The organism is Vibrio sp. MEBiC08052 (assembly GCF_001506075.1).
Taxonomy (GTDB): domain Bacteria; phylum Pseudomonadota; class Gammaproteobacteria; order Enterobacterales; family Vibrionaceae; genus Vibrio.
Window position 1 is genome coordinate 23,466 of the sequence record NZ_KQ947475.1, and the last position, 26,474, is coordinate 49,939.

Annotated in this window: 20 protein-coding genes; 10 read left to right on the top strand and 10 right to left on the bottom strand. The window is 46.4% G+C overall.

Annotated elements, in window-relative coordinates; genetic code table 11:
- Window positions 1-15 precede the first annotated feature (15 nt).
- The 4 genes from yjfF to ytfQ all read right to left on the bottom strand — a co-directional run bounded on the left by yjfF (window position 16) and on the right by ytfQ (window position 4,596).
- On the bottom strand, window positions 16-1,014 hold the full coding sequence (yjfF, locus tag VRK_RS00105; RefSeq protein WP_059119540.1) for a galactofuranose ABC transporter, permease protein YjfF: 999 nt from the start codon (window positions 1,012-1,014) through the stop codon (window positions 16-18).
- The gene (gene ytfT / locus VRK_RS00110; RefSeq protein ID WP_059119541.1) at window positions 1,001-2,026 is read right to left on the bottom strand and encodes a galactofuranose ABC transporter, ATP-binding protein YtfT; all 1,026 of its coding nucleotides are present in this window, start codon (window positions 2,024-2,026) and stop codon (window positions 1,001-1,003) included. The genes yjfF and ytfT overlap by 14 nt, the downstream gene beginning before the upstream one ends.
- An 8-nt stretch (window positions 2,027-2,034) precedes the next feature.
- Complete coding sequence (ytfR, locus tag VRK_RS00115) at window positions 2,035-3,540, bottom strand: galactofuranose ABC transporter, ATP-binding protein YtfR (protein ID WP_059119542.1); 1,506 nt, start codon at window positions 3,538-3,540, stop codon at window positions 2,035-2,037.
- 96 nt (window positions 3,541-3,636) lie between these two features.
- Window positions 3,637-4,596: a galactofuranose ABC transporter, galactofuranose-binding protein YtfQ gene (gene ytfQ / locus VRK_RS00120; RefSeq protein WP_059119543.1), complete on the bottom strand. Its 960-nt coding sequence runs from the start codon at window positions 4,594-4,596 to the stop codon at window positions 3,637-3,639.
- Between the two features lie 564 nt (window positions 4,597-5,160).
- Here ytfQ and VRK_RS00125 point away from each other — a divergent pair.
- Window positions 5,161-7,170, top strand: coding sequence for a methyl-accepting chemotaxis protein (locus tag VRK_RS00125; protein ID WP_059119544.1), 2,010 nt, complete (start codon window positions 5,161-5,163; stop codon window positions 7,168-7,170).
- Window positions 7,171-7,243: 73 nt separating this feature from the next.
- Here VRK_RS00125 and VRK_RS00130 read toward each other — a convergent pair whose 3' ends face one another.
- Entirely contained in the window at window positions 7,244-7,984 is a 741-nt protein-coding gene (locus VRK_RS00130; RefSeq protein ID WP_197413038.1) for a 5'-nucleotidase, lipoprotein e(P4) family, read from the bottom strand.
- A gap of 661 nt (window positions 7,985-8,645) precedes the next feature.
- Here VRK_RS00130 and VRK_RS00135 point away from each other — a divergent pair.
- The 5 genes from VRK_RS00135 (at window position 8,646) to VRK_RS00155 (ending at window position 12,482) form a co-directional block, all read left to right on the top strand.
- A complete protein-coding gene (locus VRK_RS00135; protein WP_059119545.1) occupies window positions 8,646-9,182 on the top strand; it encodes a TIR domain-containing protein in 537 nt (178 codons plus the stop codon).
- 73 nt (window positions 9,183-9,255) lie between these two features.
- Window positions 9,256-9,744, top strand: a complete 489-nt coding sequence (locus VRK_RS00140; RefSeq protein ID WP_059119546.1) for a TIR domain-containing protein — start codon at window positions 9,256-9,258, stop codon at window positions 9,742-9,744.
- A gap of 4 nt (window positions 9,745-9,748) precedes the next feature.
- Window positions 9,749-10,909: a toll/interleukin-1 receptor domain-containing protein gene (locus VRK_RS00145; RefSeq protein ID WP_059119547.1), complete on the top strand. Its 1,161-nt coding sequence runs from the start codon at window positions 9,749-9,751 to the stop codon at window positions 10,907-10,909.
- A gap of 2 nt (window positions 10,910-10,911) precedes the next feature.
- Complete coding sequence (locus tag VRK_RS00150; RefSeq protein ID WP_059119548.1) at window positions 10,912-11,583, top strand: SLOG domain-containing protein; 672 nt, start codon at window positions 10,912-10,914, stop codon at window positions 11,581-11,583.
- Window positions 11,584-11,780: 197 nt separating this feature from the next.
- Window positions 11,781-12,482, top strand: coding sequence for a TIR domain-containing protein (locus VRK_RS00155; RefSeq protein WP_059119549.1), 702 nt, complete (start codon window positions 11,781-11,783; stop codon window positions 12,480-12,482).
- A gap of 186 nt (window positions 12,483-12,668) precedes the next feature.
- Here VRK_RS00155 and gorA read toward each other — a convergent pair whose 3' ends face one another.
- Both gorA and VRK_RS00165 read right to left on the bottom strand, forming a co-directional pair.
- The gene (gene gorA, locus VRK_RS00160; RefSeq protein WP_059119550.1) at window positions 12,669-14,021 is read right to left on the bottom strand and encodes a glutathione-disulfide reductase; all 1,353 of its coding nucleotides are present in this window, start codon (window positions 14,019-14,021) and stop codon (window positions 12,669-12,671) included.
- Window positions 14,022-14,070: 49 nt separating this feature from the next.
- On the bottom strand, window positions 14,071-14,910 hold the full coding sequence (locus tag VRK_RS00165) for a 23S rRNA (adenine(2030)-N(6))-methyltransferase RlmJ (protein ID WP_059119551.1): 840 nt from the start codon (window positions 14,908-14,910) through the stop codon (window positions 14,071-14,073).
- A 206-nt stretch (window positions 14,911-15,116) separates the two neighbouring features.
- On the opposite strand from VRK_RS00165, the gene prlC reads away from it, so the two are divergent.
- The gene (prlC, locus tag VRK_RS00170) at window positions 15,117-17,159 is read left to right on the top strand and encodes an oligopeptidase A (protein WP_059119552.1); all 2,043 of its coding nucleotides are present in this window, start codon (window positions 15,117-15,119) and stop codon (window positions 17,157-17,159) included.
- Between the two features lie 104 nt (window positions 17,160-17,263).
- On the opposite strand, the gene VRK_RS21545 is transcribed toward prlC, so the two are convergent.
- Window positions 17,264-19,618 carry a phosphatase PAP2 family protein gene (locus tag VRK_RS21545; RefSeq protein WP_059119553.1) on the bottom strand — a complete coding sequence of 785 codons (2,355 nt, stop codon included), beginning with the start codon at window positions 19,616-19,618 and terminating at the stop codon, window positions 17,264-17,266.
- Between the two features lie 314 nt (window positions 19,619-19,932).
- On the opposite strand from VRK_RS21545, the gene uvrD reads away from it, so the two are divergent.
- From uvrD to VRK_RS20790, 3 genes are all read left to right on the top strand, one after another.
- Window positions 19,933-22,107, top strand: a complete 2,175-nt coding sequence (uvrD, locus tag VRK_RS00180) for a DNA helicase II (RefSeq protein ID WP_059119554.1) — start codon at window positions 19,933-19,935, stop codon at window positions 22,105-22,107.
- A gap of 23 nt (window positions 22,108-22,130) precedes the next feature.
- Window positions 22,131-22,448 (top strand): N(4)-acetylcytidine aminohydrolase, encoded by a 318-nt coding sequence (gene yqfB / locus VRK_RS00185; RefSeq protein ID WP_059119555.1) that lies wholly within the window; start codon window positions 22,131-22,133, stop codon window positions 22,446-22,448.
- Between the two features lie 245 nt (window positions 22,449-22,693).
- Window positions 22,694-22,906 (top strand): hypothetical protein, encoded by a 213-nt coding sequence (locus VRK_RS20790; protein ID WP_157371816.1) that lies wholly within the window; start codon window positions 22,694-22,696, stop codon window positions 22,904-22,906.
- Between the two features lie 560 nt (window positions 22,907-23,466).
- Here VRK_RS20790 and ggt read toward each other — a convergent pair.
- Window positions 23,467-25,227: a gamma-glutamyltransferase gene (gene ggt / locus VRK_RS00190; RefSeq protein ID WP_059119556.1), complete on the bottom strand. Its 1,761-nt coding sequence runs from the start codon at window positions 25,225-25,227 to the stop codon at window positions 23,467-23,469.
- A 225-nt stretch (window positions 25,228-25,452) separates the two neighbouring features.
- Entirely contained in the window at window positions 25,453-26,361 is a 909-nt protein-coding gene (gene rarD, locus VRK_RS00195; protein WP_059119557.1) for an EamA family transporter RarD, read from the bottom strand.
- Between the last annotated feature and the right edge of the window lie 113 nt (window positions 26,362-26,474).

A 26,474-nucleotide genomic window follows, 5' to 3' on the forward strand; every position in this document is an offset into this window, starting at 1 on the left:
GGAAACCACAACTTGCTAAGTGCCTTCCGCAGTGACGGCCTTCATGGTGTTCACCACTTTATTTCGTTCTGAAATCACAATCAGCAATCGCTGCAATCCGATGAAAGCAAACAACAGAATGCCGATGATGATTTTGGTCCACCATGAACTCAGTGTGCCGTCAAAGGTAATATAGGTCTGAATCAGCCCTTGAATCAGCACACCGAACAGCGAACCGAACACCGTCCCGACGCCACCGGACAGTAACGTTCCCCCGATCACGACCGCAGCAATGGCATCCAGCTCAACGCCGACTGCAGCGAGCGGATAACCGGCAGACGTGTAGATCGCGAACACAATTCCGGCAGTCGTTGCCAATAAGGCGGACAGCATGTAAATACCGATTGTAGTTTGCTTTACGGCAACCCCCATTAATCCTGCGGAAACGGCATTCCCGCCGATGGCATACACATTATTACCAAAGCGTGTGCGATGAGCGACTAAAATACCGATAATCACCACAGCCAGCATAATCACGGCTAACAAACTCAGACGTCCGCCACCGGCGATTTTCCACATACTGCGGGAAAGCTCCCGAAAAAATGGATGGGTAATCGGCAGTGATTGTTCTGAGATCAGGAAGCTGGTTCCCCGTAAGAAAAACATCCCGGCCAGCGTAATGATGAACGGGGGGATTTTTAAGGTGTGTATCAACCATCCCATTCCGGCACCAAATGCACCGCCCATGATGAGGACAATCACCATGGCCAATTGTGGTGCGACCTGCCAGTCACCAATCATTTTCGCCAGAAAAACACCGGTAAACGCAATCACCGCGCCAACGGATAAATCAATCCCGCCGGAAAGGATGACAAAGGTCATGCCGACTGCGACGATTCCCAAAAAGGCATTGTCCGTCAGAATATTACAAATCACCCGAGTCGATGCAAAAGCCGGAAACTCAACCAAGCAGATCAGGTAACCAATGATAAATACCAGAATCGTAATTACGAGTGGCAAATTACGCTTTACCATGCTGGCGTCCTCCTTTCAGCAGTTGCACCACAGCCGGAGATTGCATCACCAGAACCAGTAACACCACAATCGCTTTGACGATTTGATTCCATTGGGGCTGATAGCCGGAAAGCAGAATTCCGGTGTTCACACCTTGAATGATCAGGGCGCCAATCAGAGCAATAAAGAGATTAAAACGTCCCCCGGCAAGGGAGGTTCCCCCGATGACCACTGCGAGAATCGCATCCATTTCCAGCCACAAGCCTGCATTGTTGGCATCGGCGCCGCGGATATCCGCGGCGACAATCATGCCGGCAACAGCCGCAGTAATCCCACTGATCACGTAAGTGGAGATCACCACCGTTGGCGCATTGATTCCGGCATTTTTAGCTGCACGGATATTGATCCCGACGGATTCAATAAACAGCCCTAATGCGGTTTTCTGAGTCAGTAGCCAGATTGCCACCGCGACCACAATCGTGATTACGACCGGTGTCGGCAGATAGAGGAAAGAGCCACTGCCGATCCAAGCTAACGTTTCATTATTAAAGGTTACGATTTGCCCTTCGGTGATGAGCTGGGCAATCCCTCGTCCGGCAACCATCAGGATCAGCGTGGCAACGATCGGCTGTATTTTAAAGACCGCGACCAGAAAGCCGTTCCATAAACCGCATAAAGCACCCGCCAGCAATGAGATCAGAATAATTACCGCCACCGGATAGCCCTGAGTCGCCAGACTGGCAAAGGTTGCACCACTGATCGCCATCACCGCACCGACGGATAAATCGATCCCGCCGGTGGCAATCACCAATGTCATGCCAATGGTTAATAGTGCCACCGGGGAGCAACGGTTGAGGATATCGATCACACTGCCGAATAGTCTGCCGTCTTGTATATTGATAGAAAAGAAGTTGTCTGCGGCTAAGCTATTGATGAGTAGCACACAGATAAGCGCTGCAATTTGCGGCGTGCCTTTGGGTAACTTCTGTTTCCAGTCCGAGCTGAAATGTGCCCGTAAACTTGATGTATCCATAACGCGCCTCACATAGCAATCGCTTGCATGATGTTGGGGACAGACAGATTTTCCGCCGGAATTTCTGCCACTTGTTTTCGATCTCTCAGCACAATCACGCGATCAGCGTAACCGACCAGTTCTTCCAGCTCGGAAGAGATGACCAGCAAGCCCAGTCCGTTGGCACACAAGGATTCAATCAGACGAATAATTTCTGCGTGCGCCCCGACATCGATCCCCCGGGTTGGCTCATCGAGGATTAGAAACTTCGGTTTGGTTAATAACCATCGGGCGAGGAGGACTTTTTGCTGATTACCGCCCGATAAGAATTCGATCGGTTGTTCCATGTTTGGGGTTTTGATCGACAACTGGTTGATAAAACGTTTCGAGGCGTCTTCTTGCTCTGCCCGGGACAGGGGGCGGAACCAGCCTCGCTGGGCCTGTAGTGCCAGAATGATATTTTCTCGTACCGATGCCGATGCAATAATGCCGTCGGTTTTTCGGTCTTCGGGGCAAAAACCGAGCCCTAAAGATGAGGCTTGTCGGGCCGAACGGATTTTGACCGGCTTGTTTTTGATATAGCTCTCACCGCTGTCATTGGGCTCAATCCCGAAAATGACTTGTGCGGTTTCGGTCCTGCCGGAGCCGAGCAAACCGGCTAAACCGACGATTTCACCGGGATAGACGTCAAGATCAAACGGCTCAATGGTGCCTTTTTTACCGAACTGAACAAATTTCGCGATAGGGTTATCACTAAGGCGGGTTTTGCCGACTCTTGCCAGTGCGTTGTCTTCGAGCTCACGACCGAGCATCATTTTGATTAACTCAATACGCGGTAGTTTGGCCGTCTCCTCGGAACCAACCAATTCTCCATTTCTGAGTATCGTGATGCGATCACTCACTGCGTAGACCTGATCTAAAAAGTGGGTAATAAAGACCAGACTGATCCCTTGGTCGCGCAAATCACGCATGATGCCATACAGCATTTCTACTTCATTACTGTCCAGACTGGCGGTCGGCTCGTCGAGAATCAGAATTTTTGCAGAAAGTGACACCGCTCTCGCGATGGCGATCACTTGCTGAATCGCGACAGAAAAATGATTGAGCGGTTGAGTGACATCGATATTGAGGTTGTATTGCCTGACTATCTCTCGCGCTTTGGTCTGCATGGTTTTGCGATCAACGAAACCAAATTTTTTGGGTTCGTGGCCAATAAACAGGTTATCCATAATGGACATATTCGGCAGCAGATTGACCTCTTGATAAACCGTACCGATTCCCAACGCTTGCGCATCAGCGGTACTTTGCGGATTGATGGATTTTCCATCTAAAATAATTTCACCGCCGTCACGCTGATAAACCCCAGTCAGTGACTTAATTAATGTGGACTTTCCTGCACCGTTTTCGCCAAGCAATGCCATGATTTCACCCTTTCTCAGCATAAAATCAACATTATTCAGGGCGCGTACTCCGGGAAAATATTTGCAAATCCCTTTGGCATGTAAAACGATGTCATTATTATTTTCCAATGACATAATCACTCCAATTGTGGCTGACTTTCATCCCGCCTCACCTTGTGGTTTGGCGGGACAATTCAGGATTAATGACCATCCGGTCTCATTGCCTTCAGGTTAATAACCCATGTCTTTTTTCAGCTCCAGTTGTGCTGGTGCATCGGCAGGTTCAAAGAATTTAGATTCAGTTGTAATATGTTTAGGAGGAATTGTGCCGTCTTTTTTATAGGCGATGAGTGCGTCAAATGCAGGACCAGCCATATTCGGTGTCAGTTCAACAGAAGCGTTTGCTTCACCGGCCATCATCGCTTTGAAAATATCAGGAACACCGTCGATAGACACAATCAAGATATCACTGCCCGGTTTCAGACCCGCTTCCTTAATCGCTTGAATCGCACCGATTGCCATATCATCGTTATGCGCATAGACCGCACAAATATTTTTTCCGTTGGCTTCTGCTTTGATAAAACTTTCCATGACTTCTTTGCCTTTACTGCGAGTAAAGTCACCAGATTGAGTACGGATAATATTAACATTAGACGCTTTACCAATCGCGTTGGCGAACCCTTCTTTACGGTCTAAAGCCACACTGGCACCAACGGTACCTTGTAATTCAACCACATTACATTTTTTGCCATTGACTTTATCGATCAGCCAGTTACCGGCCACTTCACCTTCATGGACACTGTCGGCAGCGACGGATGTCATATACAGAGAGTCATCATCGACAGTAATGCCCCGGTCTAACAAAAATACAGGAATATTATAGTCACGTGCTTCTTCCAGTACCGGTTCCCAGCCTGTCTGAACGACAGGTGCAATAAAAATTGCATCGACACCTTGAGCAATAAAAGAGCGGACGGCTTTGATTTGGTTTTCTTGCTTCTGCTGGGCATCAGAGATCTTCAGAGTAATCCCTCGTTTTTCTGCTTCCGTTTTTGCCACGCTGGTCTCGGCTGCACGCCAGCCAGATTCAGAACCGATTTGTGAAAAGCCAACAGTGAGTGTTTTTGCCAATAAACTTCCTGATAGCAAGATGCTACCTATCGCTGTCGCGATTGCTATTTGTTTTAACATAGGATTCCCTTTTAGTTTCACGTTACTTTTGTTGTTGTAATCAAAATAGTTATGGGACCAGTCAAGGTGCCACAATTATAGTAATGAGCAATAATTGAGCGATGCGAGAGCTTAATCACAAATAGATTTCGGTAGCATAATTGTCCATGTATACAGCATCTAATGGGCTATATTGGATGAATCGATCACGCTAAATGTGGAATTCTCAGAGAGATTGACTGAACCCCTTCGTTAGCTTGGGTTCATATTTTGTGCGCTTTGTCGAGATATGGATACTGCGGATACCAGAGTCAAAGCTGTGAATTACGGGCGTGTGAGCAATGTTCAAACCAAATTGGCGTCAACCCGGATCCACACGGCACAGCATCCCATATATTTTATTCTTCTATTGGGTTTCAACGATTCAAACAATCTCGTATTAATGTGAAGTCATCAGGGGATAAAACTGAACTCAGACCCATGCAATTGCATATCAGTAGTAAGTAACCTATACGTTATTTATTGGTGGTATAGATACTTGGTTACATAGATACGTTCGCCCCGTACGATGCTTAAGGATAACAGATGCAGCCGATAAAATTACTCGTGACTTGGATGGAAAATGTCTCGTTAAAGCGAATACTACAAATGTTAACGTTGTTCTTCGTGATTGTGATTACAGGCTTGGTCTCTTATACCGTTATCGCGCTCAACCTGCAAAAAAATGATAGCTTAGTCATCAATATTGCGGGGCGTGAGCGAATGCTTTCGCAAAAAATTACCAAGGAGTTTTTTTTAGCGTTACAACAGGCGACCCTGACCAATAAAGCTCCTGATTTATCCAAAATTAATGCGACCCAAAAACTGTTTGAAGTCTCGTTAGAGGCGCTGAATAAAGGTGGTCAAACCTACTTGGATTTGACCATGCAACAACCGGTGACTCTCCCGCCAGCGTCAGAAAAAGCATCTCAACAGCTTAATAAAGTGATGGCCTTGTGGCGTGAACAGCAACAGATGATGGCCAATATCTCCGGTGCCGATGCTCAACCTGAAGTACTGCAAAAAATTAATGAGCAAAGTTTAGCAATCCTTCAAAACATGAATATTGCGGTTTCTCTGTTTGCTGAGGAATCAGACCAGAAGATCTTAGCCATGGAGCGTAACCAAGTCATTGCTGCAATATTGGCGATTCTGCTGTCAATCATCGTGGTTACGCTGGTTGCCAGAAGTGTTCTGAGAACGGTTAATCAAGCACTGGAGACCACCGATCGGATATCGTCCGGAAATCTAGTGAGTGATGGTAATCAAGTCTTTGGCAAAAATGAGCTTGGATCACTGTTGAAGAATATCGAACAAATGAGAGCATCTTTGCATCACGTGATTAATTTGGTGAAACGTAACAGTCGTCAGATGGCACATTCTGCCCAGCAAGTGGCGGATGTTTCTACGGAGATATCCAGTGGCAGCAAAGCGCAGCGCGAAAACTCATCTGAAGTCAGCACAGCAATCAACTCGTTGCTGGAAACCTCTCAGATTGTCAGTGACACCATCGAACGCACCTCCCAAATCTCACAAGACACCTTGACGATCGCACAAGAAGGTATTGTTTATGTCAATGAAAGTATTGAGGAATTGAAAAAAGCGGTGGTGTCGGTCAATAACGCATCTGAGCAGATGGAAGCGCTGAAAAACTTTACCGCCCAGATTAATGAAATCACAGAATCGATTCATAACATTGCAGAACAAACCAATTTGTTAGCTTTAAATGCGGCCATCGAAGCCGCCCGGGCAGGAGAACAGGGACGAGGATTTGCCGTTGTTGCCGATGAAGTGAGAAACCTTGCGGGAAGAACATCCAGTTCCAGCAAGGATATTTCAGACTTGATCAGCCAGTTGACTGAAAAGGTTGAAAGTTCAGTGGTTTCTATGCAGTCGGTGGTTTCAGCCGTGTACCAATCACAACAAACATCAGAGAAAACGGTAGAAGCATTCACCTCGATGTCTGATGGTATCGGTGATACCACGACAAGTACCGAAACCATCCAGCAGTATAATCAGCAGCAAACCAAAAACTTGAATTATTTGGATGATAAACTCAAAGACCTGTTTGTGGTATTAACGGAAAGCTCTGATAAAGCAGGGACGACCTCAATGGTTGCGGGTGACTTGTACGATATCTCTGAACAGTTGGATCAACAAATCAACGGCTTCAAAACCCATGTCAGTGAAGTTGTCGCTAAAGCACAAGGTGAGCAGCGCAACTCTCCGCGGGCGGGCAATAAACTGCGGGTGAAGTTATTACAAGGTCAACGGACTATCGAAGGGATTACCAGTGATATCAGTATGGATGGGATTAAGATTCGCACAACATCGGCATTAGATGGCAAAGAGATCGTGACACTTCAGTTCCATTTACCTGAGCAACTAAAACATTCCGGCCCGAATCCACTGATTGTCAAAGCCAACATTGTTCATACCAAGCAGCAACAGGAGAACTATGACTATGGCTTGAAATTCACGGGACTCTCTGAGGCGCAGCACTCGGCGCTCAAATTGATCTTTAAGCACTTCAACGAGTCTTATCGTTATCAGTAAGCGGTGACATTCAGATCTGAAACGATATAGGTGCCTCTGACTATTCTGTCAGAGGCGTAATCGCAAGGGATACTTATTTCTCGCTCCAAGAGTTTAACGATGCTTTTTTCCAGGCTCCGTAACTTGCATTCGGCAAAACAAACCAATCGACGCCTAGGTGGGCTTTATGCTTCTCAACTAAATTTCGGTTATAGTCGGTATCCTGTTTGTTTTTAAACCCGGCAGCAAAATCTGGCAAACTGTCACCCAGTAACATGATAATCTTGTGCCGGGCAGCGACTGACTGACGACGTTGCTCCTTGGTTTTTCCATAAAGCAGCACATGACTTTTCTCAGCTTGTGGGATTCCTAATGCTTTCAGGGTCTCGATGGTATAAGACTTGTTTTCATTAAAACGGTCAGACACATAGTAAATATTCAGTCCCAGTTTGTTTGCCTGATCAATAAAGGCTTTAGCGCCCGGGATCAGCGTCGGATGGCCCTTGATCTCCCAGTCTGACCAAGTATCCCAAGTGGTGTAATCGACACAGTTTTCCATATCACGTACCAGCAAAGGGGTATTATCAAGAACAGTCTCATCGAGATCGAGCACAACAGCCAGTTCTTGGGGCTTTTGGTCGCTCTGCTTTAAGATGGTATGCAGACGTTCCGTCGCTAAATGATAGGTTTGCAGCTGAATCGCTTTGATTTCAGCAGACTGTTGTTGGTAGCGTAACGCCATTTCATAACTTTTCGGCTGACAGATGTCGTCACTGGCCCAAGATAAACCTGATACAGCCATCAGTGCCACTGATAATATCGCATTGGTTTTCACTGTTTTTCCTTTTGATGTCTAATTATTTTTAACGCCTAACAGCCAATATTTTATGCATGGGTTCTGCTTGTAAGTCAAATTCATTATTTAAATTGATTAAAAATCATTAATTTAAATTGATTGAATAAATAAAATCGCATCACTTCATATTTTCGTAATAATTAGTGGTCATTATGATTGGTTACCCTCCGGTCGGAGGTGCGCGTGATATCAGGGATGAGTGAATGAGTCAGCCATACGAAACTAGCCCACCGGCATATGATGCACCGGTGGGCTAGTTGCTGATTCAAAGTATGTTCTGTCGGTGATGATCTACATGGTATGGATCTACTGCCACAGGCGATTTCTGAAATAAATCTGGAAAGGTTTGTATGGTAAGGCTTTTCAGCCTTTTCCAGAAAAATAGCAATTTCTTACTAATTTTCCTAAAACTTTATTATCTACCTTATCATTTTCCAGATTCTTGTCATCAGAAGAATTTGCTCACCGACTCTGCGATAGCATACTTTAACCTACGATTTTCATTACACTTTTCAACATTCCCGTTTGACCAGTATTAAATCATATTCCAATATGAACTTAGATCACTATGTTCACCTGAGATTCGTTTACATTAGGTGTTAAGTGTAAATGTTCCTACCTTGCTTATTTGAGGATAACAGTGGCTTTATTAAAAGAATCGGACTTAAGGTCGTACTTAAGAAAAAGTAACGTTTATCTTGAAAGTGCTTCTAACCGGAGTCTTGACCATGAACAATTTGATATTTTTCTATCTCATAGTTATTTGGATAAGGACTTAGTCTTTGCGGTAAAAAACTACTTAGAGGAACATAAGCTGTCTGTATATGTAGACTGGATTGATGAGCAAGAGCTAGACCGTTCGTCAGTTAATGCGGAAACAGCCGCAACGTTACGGAAACGCATGTCTCAGTGCCAGTCTTTACTTTTTGCAACTTCTTCGAACTCTACTTTCAGTAAGTGGATGCCTTGGGAGTGCGGGTACTTTGATGGAATAAAAGGTAAAATTGCCATATTTCCGATTGCACAATCAGATGAAAATTCTTTTGTCGGTCAAGAATACTTGGGGCTTTACCCGTATATAGATGTAGTTGCCGATACTATTTGGATTAATAGCGTTAGAGCCGACTACTGTTCAATAAAAAATTGGTTGAATGGTGTTTCACCTGATAAGTACTAGCTAAGAATTGTCAACCTCTCTATGTGGGTAGCGGAGTAACACTGTGATTTTGATAATTGTTTGGGAGTAATATATGGCTAGAAAAGTATTCTTTAGTTTTCATTACGAGCGCGATGTTAGACGTGTCGTTCAGGTTCGAAATTCTTGGGTTGTTCGACCTGAGGGGGAGGCTCAGCCTTTCTATGACAAGGCTGAGTTTGAAGAAGCGAAGAGACGTTCCGGCGGTATTGAGCAGTGGATTGAGGAGCAACTCAAGGGAACATCAGTTACAGTAATTCTATTTGGCGCTGAGACTTATGAAAGAAAATGGGTGCGTCATGAAATCAAGCGAAGTTATGAACTAAATAAAGGCATACTTGCAATAGATATCCATCGAATTAAAGATCCTCAAAAAGGTAGCGACACCCAAGGGAAGAACCCACTAGACTATTGGTCCATAGAAAAAAATGGGCGTAAAGTTTGTTTCTCAGAGCTTTATGAAACCTATGACTGGGTAAATGACAATGGTTATAACAACCTTGCTACTTGGATAGAGAAAGCAGCTAAAGCTGCAGGACGTTAATATTATGAGTATTTATGAGTTTGCTATTCTAGGTAATGTTACTGACGAACAGCGACAAACCTTAAGAGACTCTATTGAACAGGTTGTATCTGAATTTGGTCTTCATATAGATGATGAAATCAAAATCTATGATGCTAACACTGTGGGGCAACGGGATAGAGCTTCTGCTTTCACTGCTGTCTATTTTGGTTCCAATCCTCAAGTTGATTCTGAAGCAGCTCGTTCGTTATACGATGACAGTGTTCCTATTATTCCAGTTGTGAGCAGTTTTGAGTTATTTTCTGAGCATATTCCAGAGTTTCTAAAGCCGATAAATGGCTATTGCCTAAGTAGACAAGACCCTGAAATGAAAGGGCTTGCAAACCTGATGATGGAATGTACAGGCTTATTGCGTGAACAAAGGCGAGTATTTGTCAGTTATCGACGGACAGAATCGCGTGATGCAGCTTTGCAGATACATGATGTTCTAATTGCAAAAGGGTTTGATGTTTTTCTAGATACTCATGATATCCGTCCAGGAGAACCTTTTCAGGACGCTCTTTGGCATAAACTTTGTGATTCTGATGTTCTAGTAATGTTAGATACTCCAACATACTTTGATAGCAAATGGACTCGCCAGGAAATTGGGCGAGCTCTCGCTAAGGGGATCCATGTATTACGTGTGGTGTGGCCGAATTATCAGCCAAGTAAAATGACAGAGTTGGCCGAAACGGTTTACCTAGAAGAGGACGATTTAGAAAATGATATTGGTCCTATAACCTCAGAAAGAACAGATGAAATAGTTACAAAACTAGAAAGTATTAGAAGCCGCAGTATTGCTGCTAGATATATGTCTATTACTGGTCGTTTACGTTCTGAAGTTGAAAGGATTGGTGCCAATTATGAGGGGGTTGGTGCACATAGAGCCATTGCTATTCGTCTTCTGGATGAGAGAAAACTATGGGTATACCCTGTTGTCGGTGTTCCAACAGCAGAAACTTTAAATAAGATCGCCGTCCAAGCTCAATCGAACTTTAGTGAGGAAGTCCCTGTCCTCGTGTACGATGCATTAGGCATTCGAGATACATGGTCTAACCATCTAAAGTGGTTGAATGAAAATATTAAATCTGTTCGAGGTTTAAAAATCGGTGATGCGGCTTGGGAATTAGCTGCGTGGGAGGAATGAAGATGGATGATTTTATTTTTCTATCTGCCAGTGTACCTGACCCGAAAAGAGCTCCGGAATTCGCTGAGTCCTCTGATTCGGTGGCCATAACTTCTGCAGTTAGAGCATTAGTGCATGTAACTTTGGGTCGTAGAGTTTTAGTTTGGGGTGGTCATCCAGCAATAACACCGATGATAAAGGTTGTGGCAGATGAGATGGGCGTTGACTATGGTAAGTGGGTAAAACTATACCAATCATTATTTTTTAAAGATCAATTTCCAGAGGATAATGAAGCCTTTAAAAATGTTGTTTACACAGATCGCATCGATGGTGATATTAAAGAAAGCCTACTCCGAATGAGAGAGCAGATGTTCACTGAAAACAGTTTCAAATCTGCTATTTTCATTGGTGGAATGGCGGGGATTATTGATGAATTCCATCTATTTCAAAAATATCAACCGGGCAAAGATATTATCCCTATAGTTTCAACTGGCGGTGCTACATTAGAAGTTGCAAAAGAACTAGAAGTAATGAATCCAAAATTAATTGGTGATGATCTTCGTTATGAATTAGATTATGTACGACTATTCCACCATCAACTAGATATAGATGTGCGTGAGGAGCGGTATAGTAGCCCTGATATTCAGCCAAAGAATATTCAAGATAGATATTGGAAGCCAAGAGCAAGTAGTTAAATATTTAATTGTGAATATTCATTTTCTTCTTACTGCTTACTGCACCTGTGAACGTAGCCTCGCTTCTAGCTGTCTTCTCCACACTTTCTAGGGTTTCCTTTTGACCGGTATAAACTAAAGTGCTTATTATTAAACAAATCGTCTATTGAGCTGGTTAACTTAGGGTTTTCCAAATATTTCTATGGAGGAATAGGTACATGGGGCGAAAAATTTTTGTTTCTTACAAATATGCCGATAATCAGGTCAAGGCACTTACTAACAGTATTTTTGATACAACAACAGTTCGAAGTTATGTGGATGAGCTTCAAGCCTCTCTCAGTGAAGAAGATCATATAAACAAAGGAGAGGCTGATGGGGAGGATTTGAGCGCATTCAAAGATGGTACTATTGAATCAAGGCTCAGAAGTAAAATTTATGATAGTAGTGTAACAATCGTTCTGGTTTCAAAAGGGATGAAATCTGTGTGGGAATCAGAAATTGATCAATGGATCCCATGGGAAATCTCATACTCCTTGAGAGAGTCTACCCGTAACGGTGTTACTAGCCGTTCCAATGCGATTCTAGCTGTCGTCTTGCCTGACAGAGATGGTTCATATGATTATTTTATAGAGGACAACACCTGCTCTGTATGTAAATGTCGAACACTTCACACAAATTTCCTTTTTAAAATAATGAAGGAAAATATGTTCAACATAAAAAAACCTACATTTAGTGATTGTTCAGAGCATGAAGCTGATACAATTTTTTTGGGTGAGTCATCATATATAAAGTCTGTGAAGTGGATTGATTTCATTAAGAATGTTAACAGTTATTTGGATATGGCCGTTGCTATTCGAGATAACAAGGAAAACTACAATATTGTGAAAAACATCCCTAATGAGTCGATATTTGGTGTATGAAATGGATAGAAAGCTTAAGCACTTAGATTTTATTCAGGCAGTCATGAATCGGCTTTCAACGAATTCCTTTCTTTTGTTCGAATTTACGACAGTACCCATACTAACCTCCAATGTATTTTATATACATAGAGGCTAGTAGGTTTCCAGAATTTACAAATCTACAGAGTGGATTTTCCAGACACTGATCTACATGGTAACGAACTCTTCCGAGCCGGTCGGGTGAATGGCCACAACTGCATCGAAGTCGGCTTTGGTTGCGCCCATCTTCATCGCCACAGCGAAGCCTTGAATCATTTCATCGACCGTAAAGCCAATCCCGTGCAGGCCGACCACTTTTTCATCCGGACCGACGCAGACCAGTTTCATCCGGCATGGCTGACGGTGTTGGGTGACAGCGGTATACATCGCAGTAAAACTCGACTGGTAGACTTTGACATTGTCTTCGCCAAACTTAGCAATTGCTTCGGGCTCAGTCAGACCAATCGTGCCGATTGGCGGGTGACTGAAGACCACGGTCGGAACCAAATTGTAGTCCATTTTCGCATCGGGCTTGTGGTTGAACAGCCGTTCAGACAATTGACGTCCGGCTTTGACCGCGACGGGCGTGAGCTCAATGCCACCTGCCATGATGTCACCGACACAATAGATACCATCAACGTTGGTTTGCTGGTACTCATCGACTTTGATGTAGCCTTTCTCATCTGTTGCGACGCCAGTGGCCGCCAAATTGATCGCATCGGTTGCCGGGTTACGACCAATCGCCCAGATGACTTGATCTACATTTTGCTGTTTCCCGTTTTCCAGATGTAGCGTCAGGCTGCCGTCTGCTTCTTTGACAATCGATTTCGGCACGGAGTGCGTATGCAGTGTCGGGCCTTCTGCGGCCATCACTTCCATCAGCGTTTCAATCACCATCGGATCAAAGCTACGCAGCGGTGATTCCTTGCGGCAGAACAGGTGCGTTTCTGTACCTAAGGCATTCAGTACGCCGGCAATCTCAACCGCAATGTAGCCGGCACCGATGACGGCCACACGCTTTGGCTGTACCTGCAAATCAAAAAATCCATTGGAATCGATACCGTACTCTGCTCCCGGAATTGCCGGGACCGTCGGGCGACCACCGACGGCAATCAGGATATGGTCTGCAGTGTAATGCTCACCGTTGACTTCGACGGTCTTCGCATCGACAAATTTGGCGAACCCGCGAATCACATCGACTTTGTTGTTGCCCAGAACACGGTCATAAGACTGGTGGATCCGACCGATATAAGCCTGACGGCTTTCCACCAGTTTTGACCAGTCAAAACCGTTGAGTTGAGCATCGAAACCGTAATCTTTAGCGTACAGATGAATGGCTTCCGCTATCTGAGCGCCATGCCACATGACTTTTTTCGGCACGCAGCCGACGTTGACACAAGTGCCGCCTAAATCTTTGGCTTCAATCAGCGCGACTTTCGCGCCATATCTTGCTGCACGGTTAGCAGATGCGATACCGCCACTGCCGCCGCCGATACAGATATAATCAAAATGTGTTGCCATTACTTTCTCCGTTATTCTAAGTCTGTCTATGTCTGGGGTCGTCACGAGCTTATTCAGGGACAACCCACTGGAGTGTCGTGTGTCCGGTTTCCGGTGCGATAACCGATTGCAGATACGGTAAAATTTCTTGCATCTGAGTTTCCAGTGTCCAAGGGGGATTAATCACAATCATGCCGGATGCGGTCATGCCCCTTTCGTTGTTGTCTGGTGCAACCCCCAGTTCGATTTGTAGTATTTTACGAATTCCCAACGATTCTAATCCTGCCAGCATATCATCTATATTGGCTCGGTAAACCACCGGATACCAAATCGCATAGATGCCGGTGGCCCAACGTTTATAGCTCTGGGCAATCGCCTTGACGACGTCTTGATATTCATGTGCCAGCTCATAAGGCGGATCAATCAGCACCAGCCCGCGGCGCTCTTTGGGCGGCAGGCTGGCTTTGAGACAACGGAAACCGTCATCTTTATAGATACTGACTTGAGAATCGCGTGCAAACTCTTGTTGGAGCAGCGGATAATCACTGGGATGAAGTTCGGTAAGCACCATGCGATCCTGTGCTCTTAAATGCGCCTTGGCGACCCGGGGTGAGCCGGGATAGTAGCGTAGTATCTCTGACGCGTTGAGCGTTTGAATCGCTGCCAGATAGTTTTCCAGAGCCTGAGGCAGGTGTGACTGCTGCCAGATTCGGCCAATACCTTGTTTGTATTCACCGGTTTTTTCTGACCATTCGTGCGTTAAATCATACCGCCCGGCACCCGAATGGGTGTCGTGGTAGACGAAAGGTTTCTCTTTCTTTTGCAGCGCAGTCAGAATCAGACTCTGTACCGTATGTTTAAGGACATCGGCATGATTGCCTGCATGGAAACTGTGGCGGTAACTTAACAAAGTGTGCTCCCCGAACCGAATGTGGATGAATACAGAATTACCGGGATTATACGTGAAGATAAGATCGTTGTGATGATCTGTTGCTATTGAAAATCGTAGAATCTACCTATATTTACTATTTGTAATGTCTATTGGCTTTCAGATGCCGTTTCAGCGAGAATCATTGGTATATGTATCTGATGCTTTCAAAATAAAAGGAATCGTTTATGTCGAACCCACTGCTCACCTTTACGGACTTGCCGCCGTTTTCTCAGATTCAACCTGAACATATCAAACCAGCGGTCGAACAGGCGATTGCCAACTGTCGGACTAAAATCGAGGCGGTGCTTGAAGGCAATACTCAGCCGAGCTGGGAAAACCTGATTGCCCCGATTGAAGAGGTTGATGATCACTTAAGCCGGATCTGGTCACCGATCAGCCATATGAATTCGGTGGTGAACAGTGAAGCATTGCGGGAAGCGTACGAAAGTTGTCTGCCACTATTGTCTGAATACGGCACATGGGTCGGACAGCATAAAGGACTATTTGAGGCGTATCAGAAAATTCGGGCCAGCGAAGCTTACCCATCCCTGTCTCAAGCTCAGCAAAAAACGATTCGTGATGCATTAAGAGATTTTGAACTGTCTGGTATCGGTCTGCCGCTGGCTGAGCAAAAACGCTATGGCGAAATCAGCAAACGGATGTCTGAATTAGGCTCCAAGTTCTCCAATAATGTACTTGATGCCACCATGGGCTGGACCAAACATATCACCGATGAAAGCGAATTGTCCGGTCTGCCGGAGAGTGCCTTGGCTGCGGCAAAAGCGGCCGCTGAAGAAAAAGGGAAAGATGGTTATCTGCTGACGCTGGAAATGCCATCTTACCTGCCGGTGATGACCTATTGTGACAATCAGGCCCTGCGTCAGGAAATGTATGAAGCCTATGTGACCCGCGCCTCGGATCGCGGCCCGAATGCTGGCAAGTGGGATAACAGCGATATCATTGCCGAGCAGCTTAAACTTCGCCATGAAATTGCCAAAATGCTTGGGTTTAATTCTTTCAGTGAAAAGTCACTGGCAACCAAAATGGCTGAGTCTCCGGAACAGGTACTAACGTTCCTCAATGATTTGGCCAAACGGGCTAAACCACAGGGTGAAAAAGAAGTACAGCAACTGCGTGATTTTGCGAAAGAAAACTTCGGTATCGAGCAACTGGAACTGTGGGATATTGCTTATTTCAGCGAAAAGCAGAAACAGCATTTGTTCCAGATTTCGGATGAAGAGCTACGACCTTATTTCCCTGAGTCCAAAGTTGTCAGCGGATTGTTTGAAGTGCTCAACCGAGTGTTTGGGATGACTGTGCAGGAGCGTGAAGGGGTCGATACATGGCATGAATCGGTCCGTTTCTTCGATATCTTCGATCAGAATCAGCAGCTGCGCGGCAGTTTCTATCTTGACCTGTATGCCCGTGAACACAAACGGGGTGGTGCATGGATGGATGATTGCCGGGGACGTCGGGTGACATCATCCGGTGAATTACAGTCTCCGGTCGCTTACCTGACTTGTAACTTCAATAAACCGGTCGGTGGCAAACCCGCACTGTTTACCCACGATGAGGTCGTCACGCTGTTCCATGAGTTTGGTCACGGTATCCACCATATGCTGACGCTGGTTGATGTCGGTGCCGTCTCAGGGATTAACGGTGTGCCGTGGGATGCGGTCGAACTGCCGAGTCAGTTTCTGGAAAACTGGTGTTGGGAAGAGGAAGCCCTTGCGTTCATTTCCGGTCATTACGAAACCGGTGAACCGCTGCCGAAAGCAATGCTGGAGAAAATGCTGGCGGCGAAAAACTTCCAGTCTGCAATGTTTATCCTGCGTCAGCTTGAGTTCGGGCTGTTCGATTTCACCCTGCACACCAACTATGATCCGGAGATCGGCCCGCGCGTCCTAGAGACGTTAGCCGAAGTGAAAGCAAAAGTTGCGGTGTTGCCAAGTCTGGAGTGGAACCGTTTCTCGCACAGCTTCAGTCATATTTTTGCCGGGGGTTACAGTGCAGGTTATTACAGCTATCTCTGGGCGGAATTGCTCTCGTCCGATGCGTTCTCCCGTTTTGAAGAAGAAGGGATTTTCAATCCGGAAACCGGACAGCGTTTTCTGAATAACATTCTGGAAATGGGTGGTAGTGAAGAGCCGATGGAGTTGTTCAAACGCTTCCGCGGCCGTGAGCCACAGATTGATGCACTGCTGCGTCATTGCGGTATTGCCGCTTAAATCTTCATTTCTATACCTTGATGTAAAAAGCCCTGTGACATGTCACAGGGCTTTTACTATCAGCTATAAACCACCGCTTGTTGCGATAAAGTCGGTGTAAATCATTAAGCTTGTGGTGAAACTGTAACCGTTGCTCCGGTACTTGAATAATCGATGCTCACTTTATAAGCCTTTCCATTATTATCGGTGGCTGTCACCGTCTGAAAGATACCTTCCAGATGATTGGATGACAGTACGGTATAGGTCGTGGCTGTTTTCAGGGTGGGGACATTCAGAGTGAGCTGATTGGACGTTCCGATCAGGTAAATACCATTGGATGCATTCAGACGGGCGTTGTTGTTCAAATCAAGCTCTAGCTTACCGGCGGTCTGAACGAAGTCAGAGACGGTCAGCATTCCCTGAGAACGATCTGCAGCGCCCGCTTTGATTGAAACCCCGACGGTACCACCCTGTTGGTATAAGGTATTAGAACCAAATGCCGTAGCAGATTTTCCGACCAAAAAGCCCCCATTGACAAGGGTTCCGCCTTGATAGGTATTGTGACCTTCCAGATATAAAGCGCCCGTGCCTGATTTGGTCAGCCGGCCTGCACCTGAAATATCATTCCACCAGTGATCTTCGGCATTAAATCCACCTTTTGCACTATCCATGAATACCGTTGTATTGACATCGAAAGCGCCATAACCGTCAGCTGCATCAACCAGGTTCAGACGTCCCCATCCGCGAGATTTATTAATCACCGGATAATTTGAATCGATTTCTGTCGTTGCCAGAACGGCACGACGCTGATTGTCATCCAGATAAGGAAGTCGGGTTGCCAGTAAGGCTTCTGCACCTTTCGGCACTTCAGGGGCGAGTTTCGGCTCGTTGAGAGGGCTGAAACCGTAGGTCATATAAGCTTTGTAGCGCGCTTTCATTGCGGCATGATCGGCATACCGATCCGTTTTACTACATGGTTTTTCTGCATCAGTCGTACAGTGGGCGTAGTCATAAATACTATCGTAACCCGCTGCTGTTGCTTTGGTCATAAAGTAGCTGTTGGCCTGACTGTAAGCATTGCTGGCCGTCGTTGCATTATTGGGATCGGTCAGCGTGGCAGCTGTAATTGCCGTTGCCATGATACGTCCCCCGATAACATCCAACGGGGAGTGCATTCCGGCCACAATTCGGTTTTGCCCGAGATCTCCTGCACGGGCAACCATTTCAGCAAAACGCTCCGGAATCGCGTAAGCGTAGCCTAAGCCGCGGTCAAATGCTTCAGCCGTATGACCACTCGGGAAAGCCCCATCTTTTGCCCGGCTTGAAAACGTCTTGGTTTCCAGCGGAGAACCATTGAAATCATAGCCTTCGCTGTAGCCACCGCCACTTTTTTCACGGTAGGTGGTCCGGGCCGCACAAATCAGGCCACGCATCGGCGTGACAATTGGATTTGCCGGACGTTCGTAGTACTTGTCTGTGTCTGCTGTCCCGTCCGGATTGAGGCAGGTGACGCGTTCTAATTGGGTTAAATCATTGATTTGGCTGTAAATCGATGCGGATGCGTCGTTGAATGAAGCCACATCGTAGTTATTTTTGCTGATGCGCCACGGACGAGGAGAGGCAAAATGATATTTTGGCGCTTGGCTGGATGCTCCGTGGGAGGCGATTGCATTGAGTAAATCCACCACATTACTGAGTTGTGTTGCATTACCACCGTCCGTGGTGGTGCCGTATCCGGTTTGTATATGGCTGGCAATCTTTTCATTCAGGCTTTTGTTATAAGTGGCTGAAGTTACATCGACAGTGGTCACATTGTTGCTGTTATCGGTGAGAGTCACATCGTTGTTGCTGTCTGTTCCATAGGATGAGTGGGAATTGGCACCGGAGCGATAGTCGTCGGTGAGCGGGCCCAAACCATCGTTGAGACTGAAACCTTTATCCCGTTGGTCATCCAAATAGGCGAAGACCATGGCCGCTTTATCGTTGCGGTCAACATCTGGTGCTGACTGACCGGAACGCGTGAGTGTCGTGACATAATCAAAGTTTTCTTTCCAGACGGTCATGTCGCGGATGACATCATTTGAAAAGTTAAATGGAATCGCCAGTGTCGTACTGGTTGAGCCCCCTCCTGCAACTCCGCTGTTGCCATTGACTGCGTTCAGCGTATTCGAGCCATTATTAGCCCAAGTATCATCACCAGCGTACCAGATATTATCAAATCCACTTAAGATCTGAATAATCGGGTTTGAATCCGGGTCGAAGGCAACCGTATTTTTTGTGTCGTTGGTGGTTGGGATATCACCATCCACAACTGCAATATTTGTCCCGGTTAATACCGGTTCGCTGATAAGCAAACTGCCCGGTTTTCCCATTGGAATTCCCGGATTGGTATAAGTCTTATCGGAGTGGTTACATGCGGCCAAAGCCAGCGTGATGACTGACAATGTCAGACATCGGGTATGTACTTTATGATTTATCATAGGAAGTATCCTTACTCTCAATTAAACAATTTTTTCAAGCCGCACGAACCCCCACAACCTAGGAATATTGTGTCAGGAAAAGAGAGGGTATGCGTTATGTTAAAACCAACGACACTGTAACTATTTTTATTTTAGATTCAGCAAATTAGCATTGATATATGAATCAAATGTGACGTTTGTATGATGTATTGATGCCAATATCAATAATGAAAGAAAGCGGTGTGATAGTACAAAGATCACAAAGACAGGCGAGCATTTGATGGCCATTTATGGTTATAATCGTCACCCATGTATAAATAGCCAGTGATGTCACCATGATGGATCCCTCTCTCTTAATCGACGGTTTAAATGATAAACAGCGGGAAGCTGTTGCAGCCCCTTTGCAGAATTTGCTGGTACTGGCCGGTGCTGGGAGTGGTAAAACCCGGGTCTTGGTCCACCGAATTGCCTGGCTGATGACCGTTGAACAAGCTTCACCGTTTTCGATTATGTCTGTGACATTCACCAATAAGGCTGCTGCCGAGATGCGCGGCCGGATTGAAGCGCTGATGATGGGCAGCGCTTCGGGAATGTGGAATGGGACTTTCCACGGTATCTGTCACCGTATTTTGCGTGCCCACTACCTTGACGCCAAATTACCGGAAGATTTTCAGATTATCGATTCTGAAGACCAGTTGCGTTTAATGCGCCGTCTGGTCAAAGCGCAGAATCTGGATGAAAAACAGTGGCCGGCTCGTCAGGTTTGCTGGTGGATTAACGGCAAGAAAGATGAGGGGATTCGGCCACAGCATATCGATACCTATCATGATCCGGTGACTACGACTTATCTGCGATTATATCAGGCCTATCAGGAAGCTTGTGACCGTGCCGGCTTGGTGGATTTCGCGGAAATTTTGCTCAGAACGCAGGAGTTATTGCGAGAGAATCAGTTTATCCGCGAACATTATCAGGCTCGCTTTAAATATATTCTGGTGGATGAGTTTCAGGATACCAACAATATTCAGTACGCTTGGCTGCGGCTGATGGCCGGCCCCGATTGTCATGTGATGATTGTCGGTGACGATGACCAGTCTATTTATGGCTGGCGGGGAGCCAAGGTTGAAAATATCGAGAAGTTTGCTCAGGAATTTCAGGCGGTCAAAACGATCCGGCTGGAGCAGAATTATCGTTCCACCCAAACTATTCTGGAAGCAGCGAATACGCTGATTGCCAATAACACCGAACGGATGGGAAAAAACCTGTGGACAGAAGGTCAGAAGGGCGAATCCATTTCGGTGTACTCAGCTTATAACGAGCTGGATGAAGCCCGTTTTGTGGTGAACAAGATTAAAGTATGGCAGGACGAAGGCGGCGCATTGCAGGATACCGCCTTGCTCTACCGGAACAACGCTCAGTCACGGGTGTTGGAAGAGGCCTTGATTCAGGCCGGTCTGCCCTATCGGATCTACGGTGGGATGCGATTCTTCGAACGACAAGAAATTAAAGATGCATTGTGCTATTTACGTCTGATGTCAAACCGCAATGATGATGCTGCGTTTGAGCGTGTGGTCAATACACCGACACGCGGACTGGGCGATAAAACGCTGGAAACCGTGCGTTTTGCTGCCCGTGAGCGTGGCTGTACCATGTGGCAGGCGTGTGTTCAGCTGCTGGAAGAAAAAGTGCTGGTGGGTCGTGCCGGTGGTGCGATGAGCCGCTTTGTCGAACTCATCAATGCGCTGGAAGACGACACATTTGAAATGCCACTGCATCGTCAGACTGACCATGTGATTAAAGCCTCTGGTTTGTACGCAATGTATGAACAAGAGAAAGGGGAAAAGTCGAAAGCCCGCTTGGAAAACTTGGAAGAGTTGGTGACTGCGACTCGTCAATTTGAGAAGCCGGAAGAAGCCGAAGAAATGACCATGCTGACGGCATTTCTGACCCATGCTGCACTGGAATCCGGAGAAGGACAGGCCGATGAATTTGATGATGCCGTGCAGCTGATGACGCTGCACAGTGCCAAAGGTTTGGAATTTCCTCTGGTGTTTATGGTCGGTGTCGAAGAGGGGATGTTCCCGAGTCTGATGTCGGCAGAAGAAGCCGGCAGGCTGGAAGAAGAGCGTCGTCTCTGCTACGTCGGTATGACCCGGGCGATGAAAAAACTCTACATTACTTATGCGGAAATGCGGCGTCTGTATGGGCAGGATAAATATCACAAACCGTCTCGTTTTATTCGCGAACTGCCGGAAGGATGCCTCGATGAAGTGCGAATGAAAGCACAAGTCAGCCGCCCGACCAGTACCGGGCGATTTAGCCAGAAAGTGGTCAAAGAAAGCTTCAACGAAACTGGCTTTAGTCTGGGGAGCCGGGTCAAACATCCGAAATTCGGTGAAGGCACCATTATTAATTTTGAAGGGGCAGGGTCACAAAGTCGGGTTCAGGTTGCGTTTAACGGTGAAGGCATCAAATGGCTGGTGACGGCCTATGCGAAGCTGGAAGCTTTATAGTCATTTTACATTAGGTATCGCAGATGCATCCGATTTCAACCCAAATAACGTTTTTTGAGTTTCTGACGCCTTTTGTGGCAGAAGGGCTGAAAACGATTACCATTAGAGATCGAGCCGAGAGTCATTATGTGGTCGGCTCCCAAGTCGAGGTGTTCACTCTGGAGACCCATCAAAAGGTGTGTGATATTGAAATTATTGCGGTTGAGCCGCTCCGGTTTGATGAGATCAACCAATTCCACGCCCGGCAGGAACATCTGCCATTACCGCAACTGAAAGCATTGATACGAGACGTCTACCCAGAGACGGATGAGCTATTTATGATTACATTTAAGCGATTGTAATTTTAACGAATCTTGCATTATCCCCTCATTCTCAGCCGCGCAGCATGCGTGAGTCGATTATTTTTTATCCTTTTTCTCTCTTGGAAGTAATCTGTTTTGACCCCATATTCAGAAACGGAGGGTGTCGAAGCGGTTTGCCACGCCCGGAGAACCGATACCGGCGCACAGCAGAACAAGCTTTGATACCCAAAAAATGATTCAGTGCTCTTCGTGAGCTTATTGTTGGTCATCGTGAGGTAAATGCTATGCATCGTTGCTCATCAATCAAGTTTTCAATCGCTGAGTCCGGATATCTACAAGGAATGCATACGACGCATCACTGGCCGGCAGCAATGACTTTCCCTCATTTCCCGGGAGGAAAAGTATTTTCTATTGACAATCAGTTACCCAAGCCACCACCGCGGGTGATATTCACTATCGATCTGTCTCAAATCTTGAGAGAGCGAGTCTTACATTAGCGCGGTTAGATTCACTTTCAAGGGAGCATAAGAAAAACCCCGGGAGCAATTGCCCACCGGGGTTCTGTTCTTTGCTTGCAGCCATCCTGCTACGATAAGTGCGTCCTGCATCTAATCCATGATCAGTCTGCTGAATCCTTCAGCCGATCCTTCCATCGCCTTCCTAGCGGTGTCCTCGACGTCCTCGTCTGCTAACCATCCTGTTAGCACGGTCATCCCTGAACGGTTCCCACATCATCCTGATGTATCTTACTCTTCCTGAGTGTGTCCATCGTTCCCTGTTCGTGACCATCCTGTCAACGAATCAATTCCTTTCGATGTTCCCTTCGTCAACTCCCTGCTGACAAGTTATATATTACGTTTCTGTCCGTATTCGGCAATCTTATGGGGTCACAGAATTTGGATGAACAGCTGATTGATAAATATACATTTCAATATTATTCAATAAGTTAATGTGATATTTGTGAAAATGTCGTCAGTCTGAATCTCTATTGGCTCACTCATTTGTAAGAGATCTCTTACAATCGAGCGAGCCAATTAGCTATGCTACTGGTTACATTTTATTCTCCGATCGCGATTCCTTCTCGCCGTGGATCGGCAGCGCCTTCCAGACCGTCTTTCGTGAGGCGAATCGCATGAAGTCCGGAGTTCAGATCGCGAACATTCACCTCATAGCCTATCTTTTCCAGTGCTGGTTTGAGTTGTTCTGCTCGGGTGCCTTGTTCAAGATCGACGGGGCCGAAACGATCAACAATATGGGGCATATTTAAAGCTTGTTGGATATCTTGTCCCCAAGTCAGATGTGCGATCAGTGCCTGAGCGACGTAGCCGATAATGCGGCTGCCACCGGGAGAACCAATCGCCAGATAAGGCTGACCATCTTTTAGCACAATCGTTGGTGCCATTGAGGAACGAGGGCGCTTACCCGGTTCGACGCGGTTTGCGACGGGGGCATCCCCGTCATGGGATTTGAATGAGAAATCCGTGAGTTCATTGTTGAGCAAAAATCCCCGCACCATCAGGCGGGAACCGAACCCATTTTCAATGGTGGTCGTTATCGATACGACATTCCCTTCCCGGTCAACAATATTAAAATGACTGGTACAGGGGAGTTCGATGGCCTGATCCGTACCGAGTTGCATGGCGTGTTGCCACGGTGGGCTACCGGCTGAAACATCAGTCAGTGGTTTACCGGGCTGAATGAGTTGCGCGCGCTCGGCAAGGTAGTCTGGATCCACAAGTCCCTGAGTCGGCATCGGCACAAAGTCTTCATCTGCCATGAACTTCCCGCGGTCAGCAAAGGCTAAGCGTGAAGCATCAGCGAGCACCTGCCATGATTTCTCACTATCGGGCCCCCACTTCTTCAGATCAAAGTGTTGCGCCATGGAGAGAATTTGTCCGACGGTGAGTGCCCCTGAACTGGGTGGCCCCATGCCGCAGACATCATATCCCTGATAGCCGGCACAAACGGGCTGGCGCTCTTTAATGGTATAATTGTTAAAGTCTGTTTGTGACAAAACCCCGGGATTACCGGGTGCATTGCGAACGGTTTTCACGATATCTTTGGCGATGTCTCCGCGATAGAACGCATCAGCACCACCGTTGGCGATCAGCGTTAATGTTTGGGCGTATTGCGGATTTTTGAGCAGCGTACCGGCGGGTTTCGGATTCCCTTGAGTGTCAAAAAAGTAATCGCGCGTTCCTGAATACCGACTCAGACGCTGAGTATCATCGGCAATTTGTTTGGCGAGACGCGGACTAATACGAAACCCTTGCTGCGCCTGTTCAATGGCTGGGGCAAAGAGTTTTTTCCAAGGTAGCTTGCCATATTTTTGATGGGTTTCCCAAAGCAGTTTTACAGTGCCGGGAGTACCGACAGAACGGCCACCGACAACCGCATCGTAAAATTGGAGTGGCTGTCCTTGCTCATCCAAAAACAGTTCAGGCGTGGCCTGCACAGGCGCTGTTTCTCTGGCATCAAACGTCGTGAGATGCTGTTTTTTCTGATCCCAGTACACCATGAATGCTCCCCCACCGATACCTGACGATTGGGGCTCGACTAAACCGAGCATCAGTTGCACCGCGACCATCGCATCGATGGCATTACCGCCCTGACGAAGGATATCTGCGCCTGTTTTGGCTGCGAGTGGGTTTGCCGCTGTGACCATCCACTGTTTGGCATGAGTCAGTGTTTTGACATTATGACCGGTGTTGATTTCTGGTGCGACAGAATCAGCAACCTGTGCAGCGTGAATGTTTAGGGTGGTGAACAACCCTGAGAGTATGAGTAATGTTTTTATTTTCACCGGGGAAACCTCCATGTTGCATTAACATTTATGCAACACTTAGAATGACATTTCATGTCTTATAAATCCAGAGGCTTAACGTGATTTGTATCGGGTGACTCGTTTTTGCATCACCCGGCTTAAAACGTCACAGCGATGTCAGTGACGTAAATGCGTGATAACTGCTCATCAGACCGGGGACGGAGAAAATGACACCGCATAGTTCGTCAATTTTCTGCTTTCGTCCCAAATAATTATTAATTATTTTTCTATCACAACGACAGGGCGTTTGCGATGATTACGAATCCCATCATAGCTGAAGAGGATTAAGGCACCCCAGATGAATAAAAATGTTGTCGCTTTATCGGGACTAAACGGTTCGCCATAAAAAATAGTGGCCAGAATAAACATCATGCTCGGGCCGATATACTGAAAGAAACCGAGGGTCGAAAGTTTCATGCGGGTCGCGGCACCGGCAAAACAGAGTAGCGGTAGTGTCGTAACCACGCCTGCCATTGCGAGTAACCCATTGAGCTGGAGTGAATTATCGGCCAGATGACTGGTCGCGGAGTTGGCAAAACCAAACAAATATATCAGCGCCACCGGAACTAAAATCAATGTCTCAATGAACAAACCATTCAACGCACTGACCATGACTTTTTTGCGCAGTAGCCCGTAAATCCCGAAGGTACTGGCAAGCGCAATGGCAATCACAGGGAGCGAGCCGAACAGTATGAGCTGAATCACCACGCCAATTGTGGCAAGTGCAACCGCTATCCATTGTAGTATTCGTAGCCGCTCATTGAGAAACACCATCCCCAAAATCACATTGAGTAATGGATTGATGTAATAGCCGAGACTGGCATCGAGCAGGTGATGATTATTAATCGCCCAGATAAAAATCAGCCAGTTACCGCCAATCAACACGGATGTTGCAATCAGATAATAGATTTTGCGTCGGTCTGACAGCAGATTGCGGATCATCGGCCATTGCTTGCCGAAATGCAGCAGAACAGTCAGCAGCAGGAAAGACCAGAGAATCCGGTGACAGATAATTTCTACCGGGTTGATATGTTCGAGCATTTTGAAATAAACGGGTGCAATACCCCACATTAGGTAAGCGGCCAGAGCAAAGAGCACTCCTTGTCGCGCTTGCTGTTCATCGTTCATAGTTGTTCCGCTGAAGTTATTTTATTCTTAATAAAACATGATGATATTGTGATAAGAGATGCAGTATACACCACGTGAGTGAATCATATGTATTGATTTGTTCCGCTCGTTTT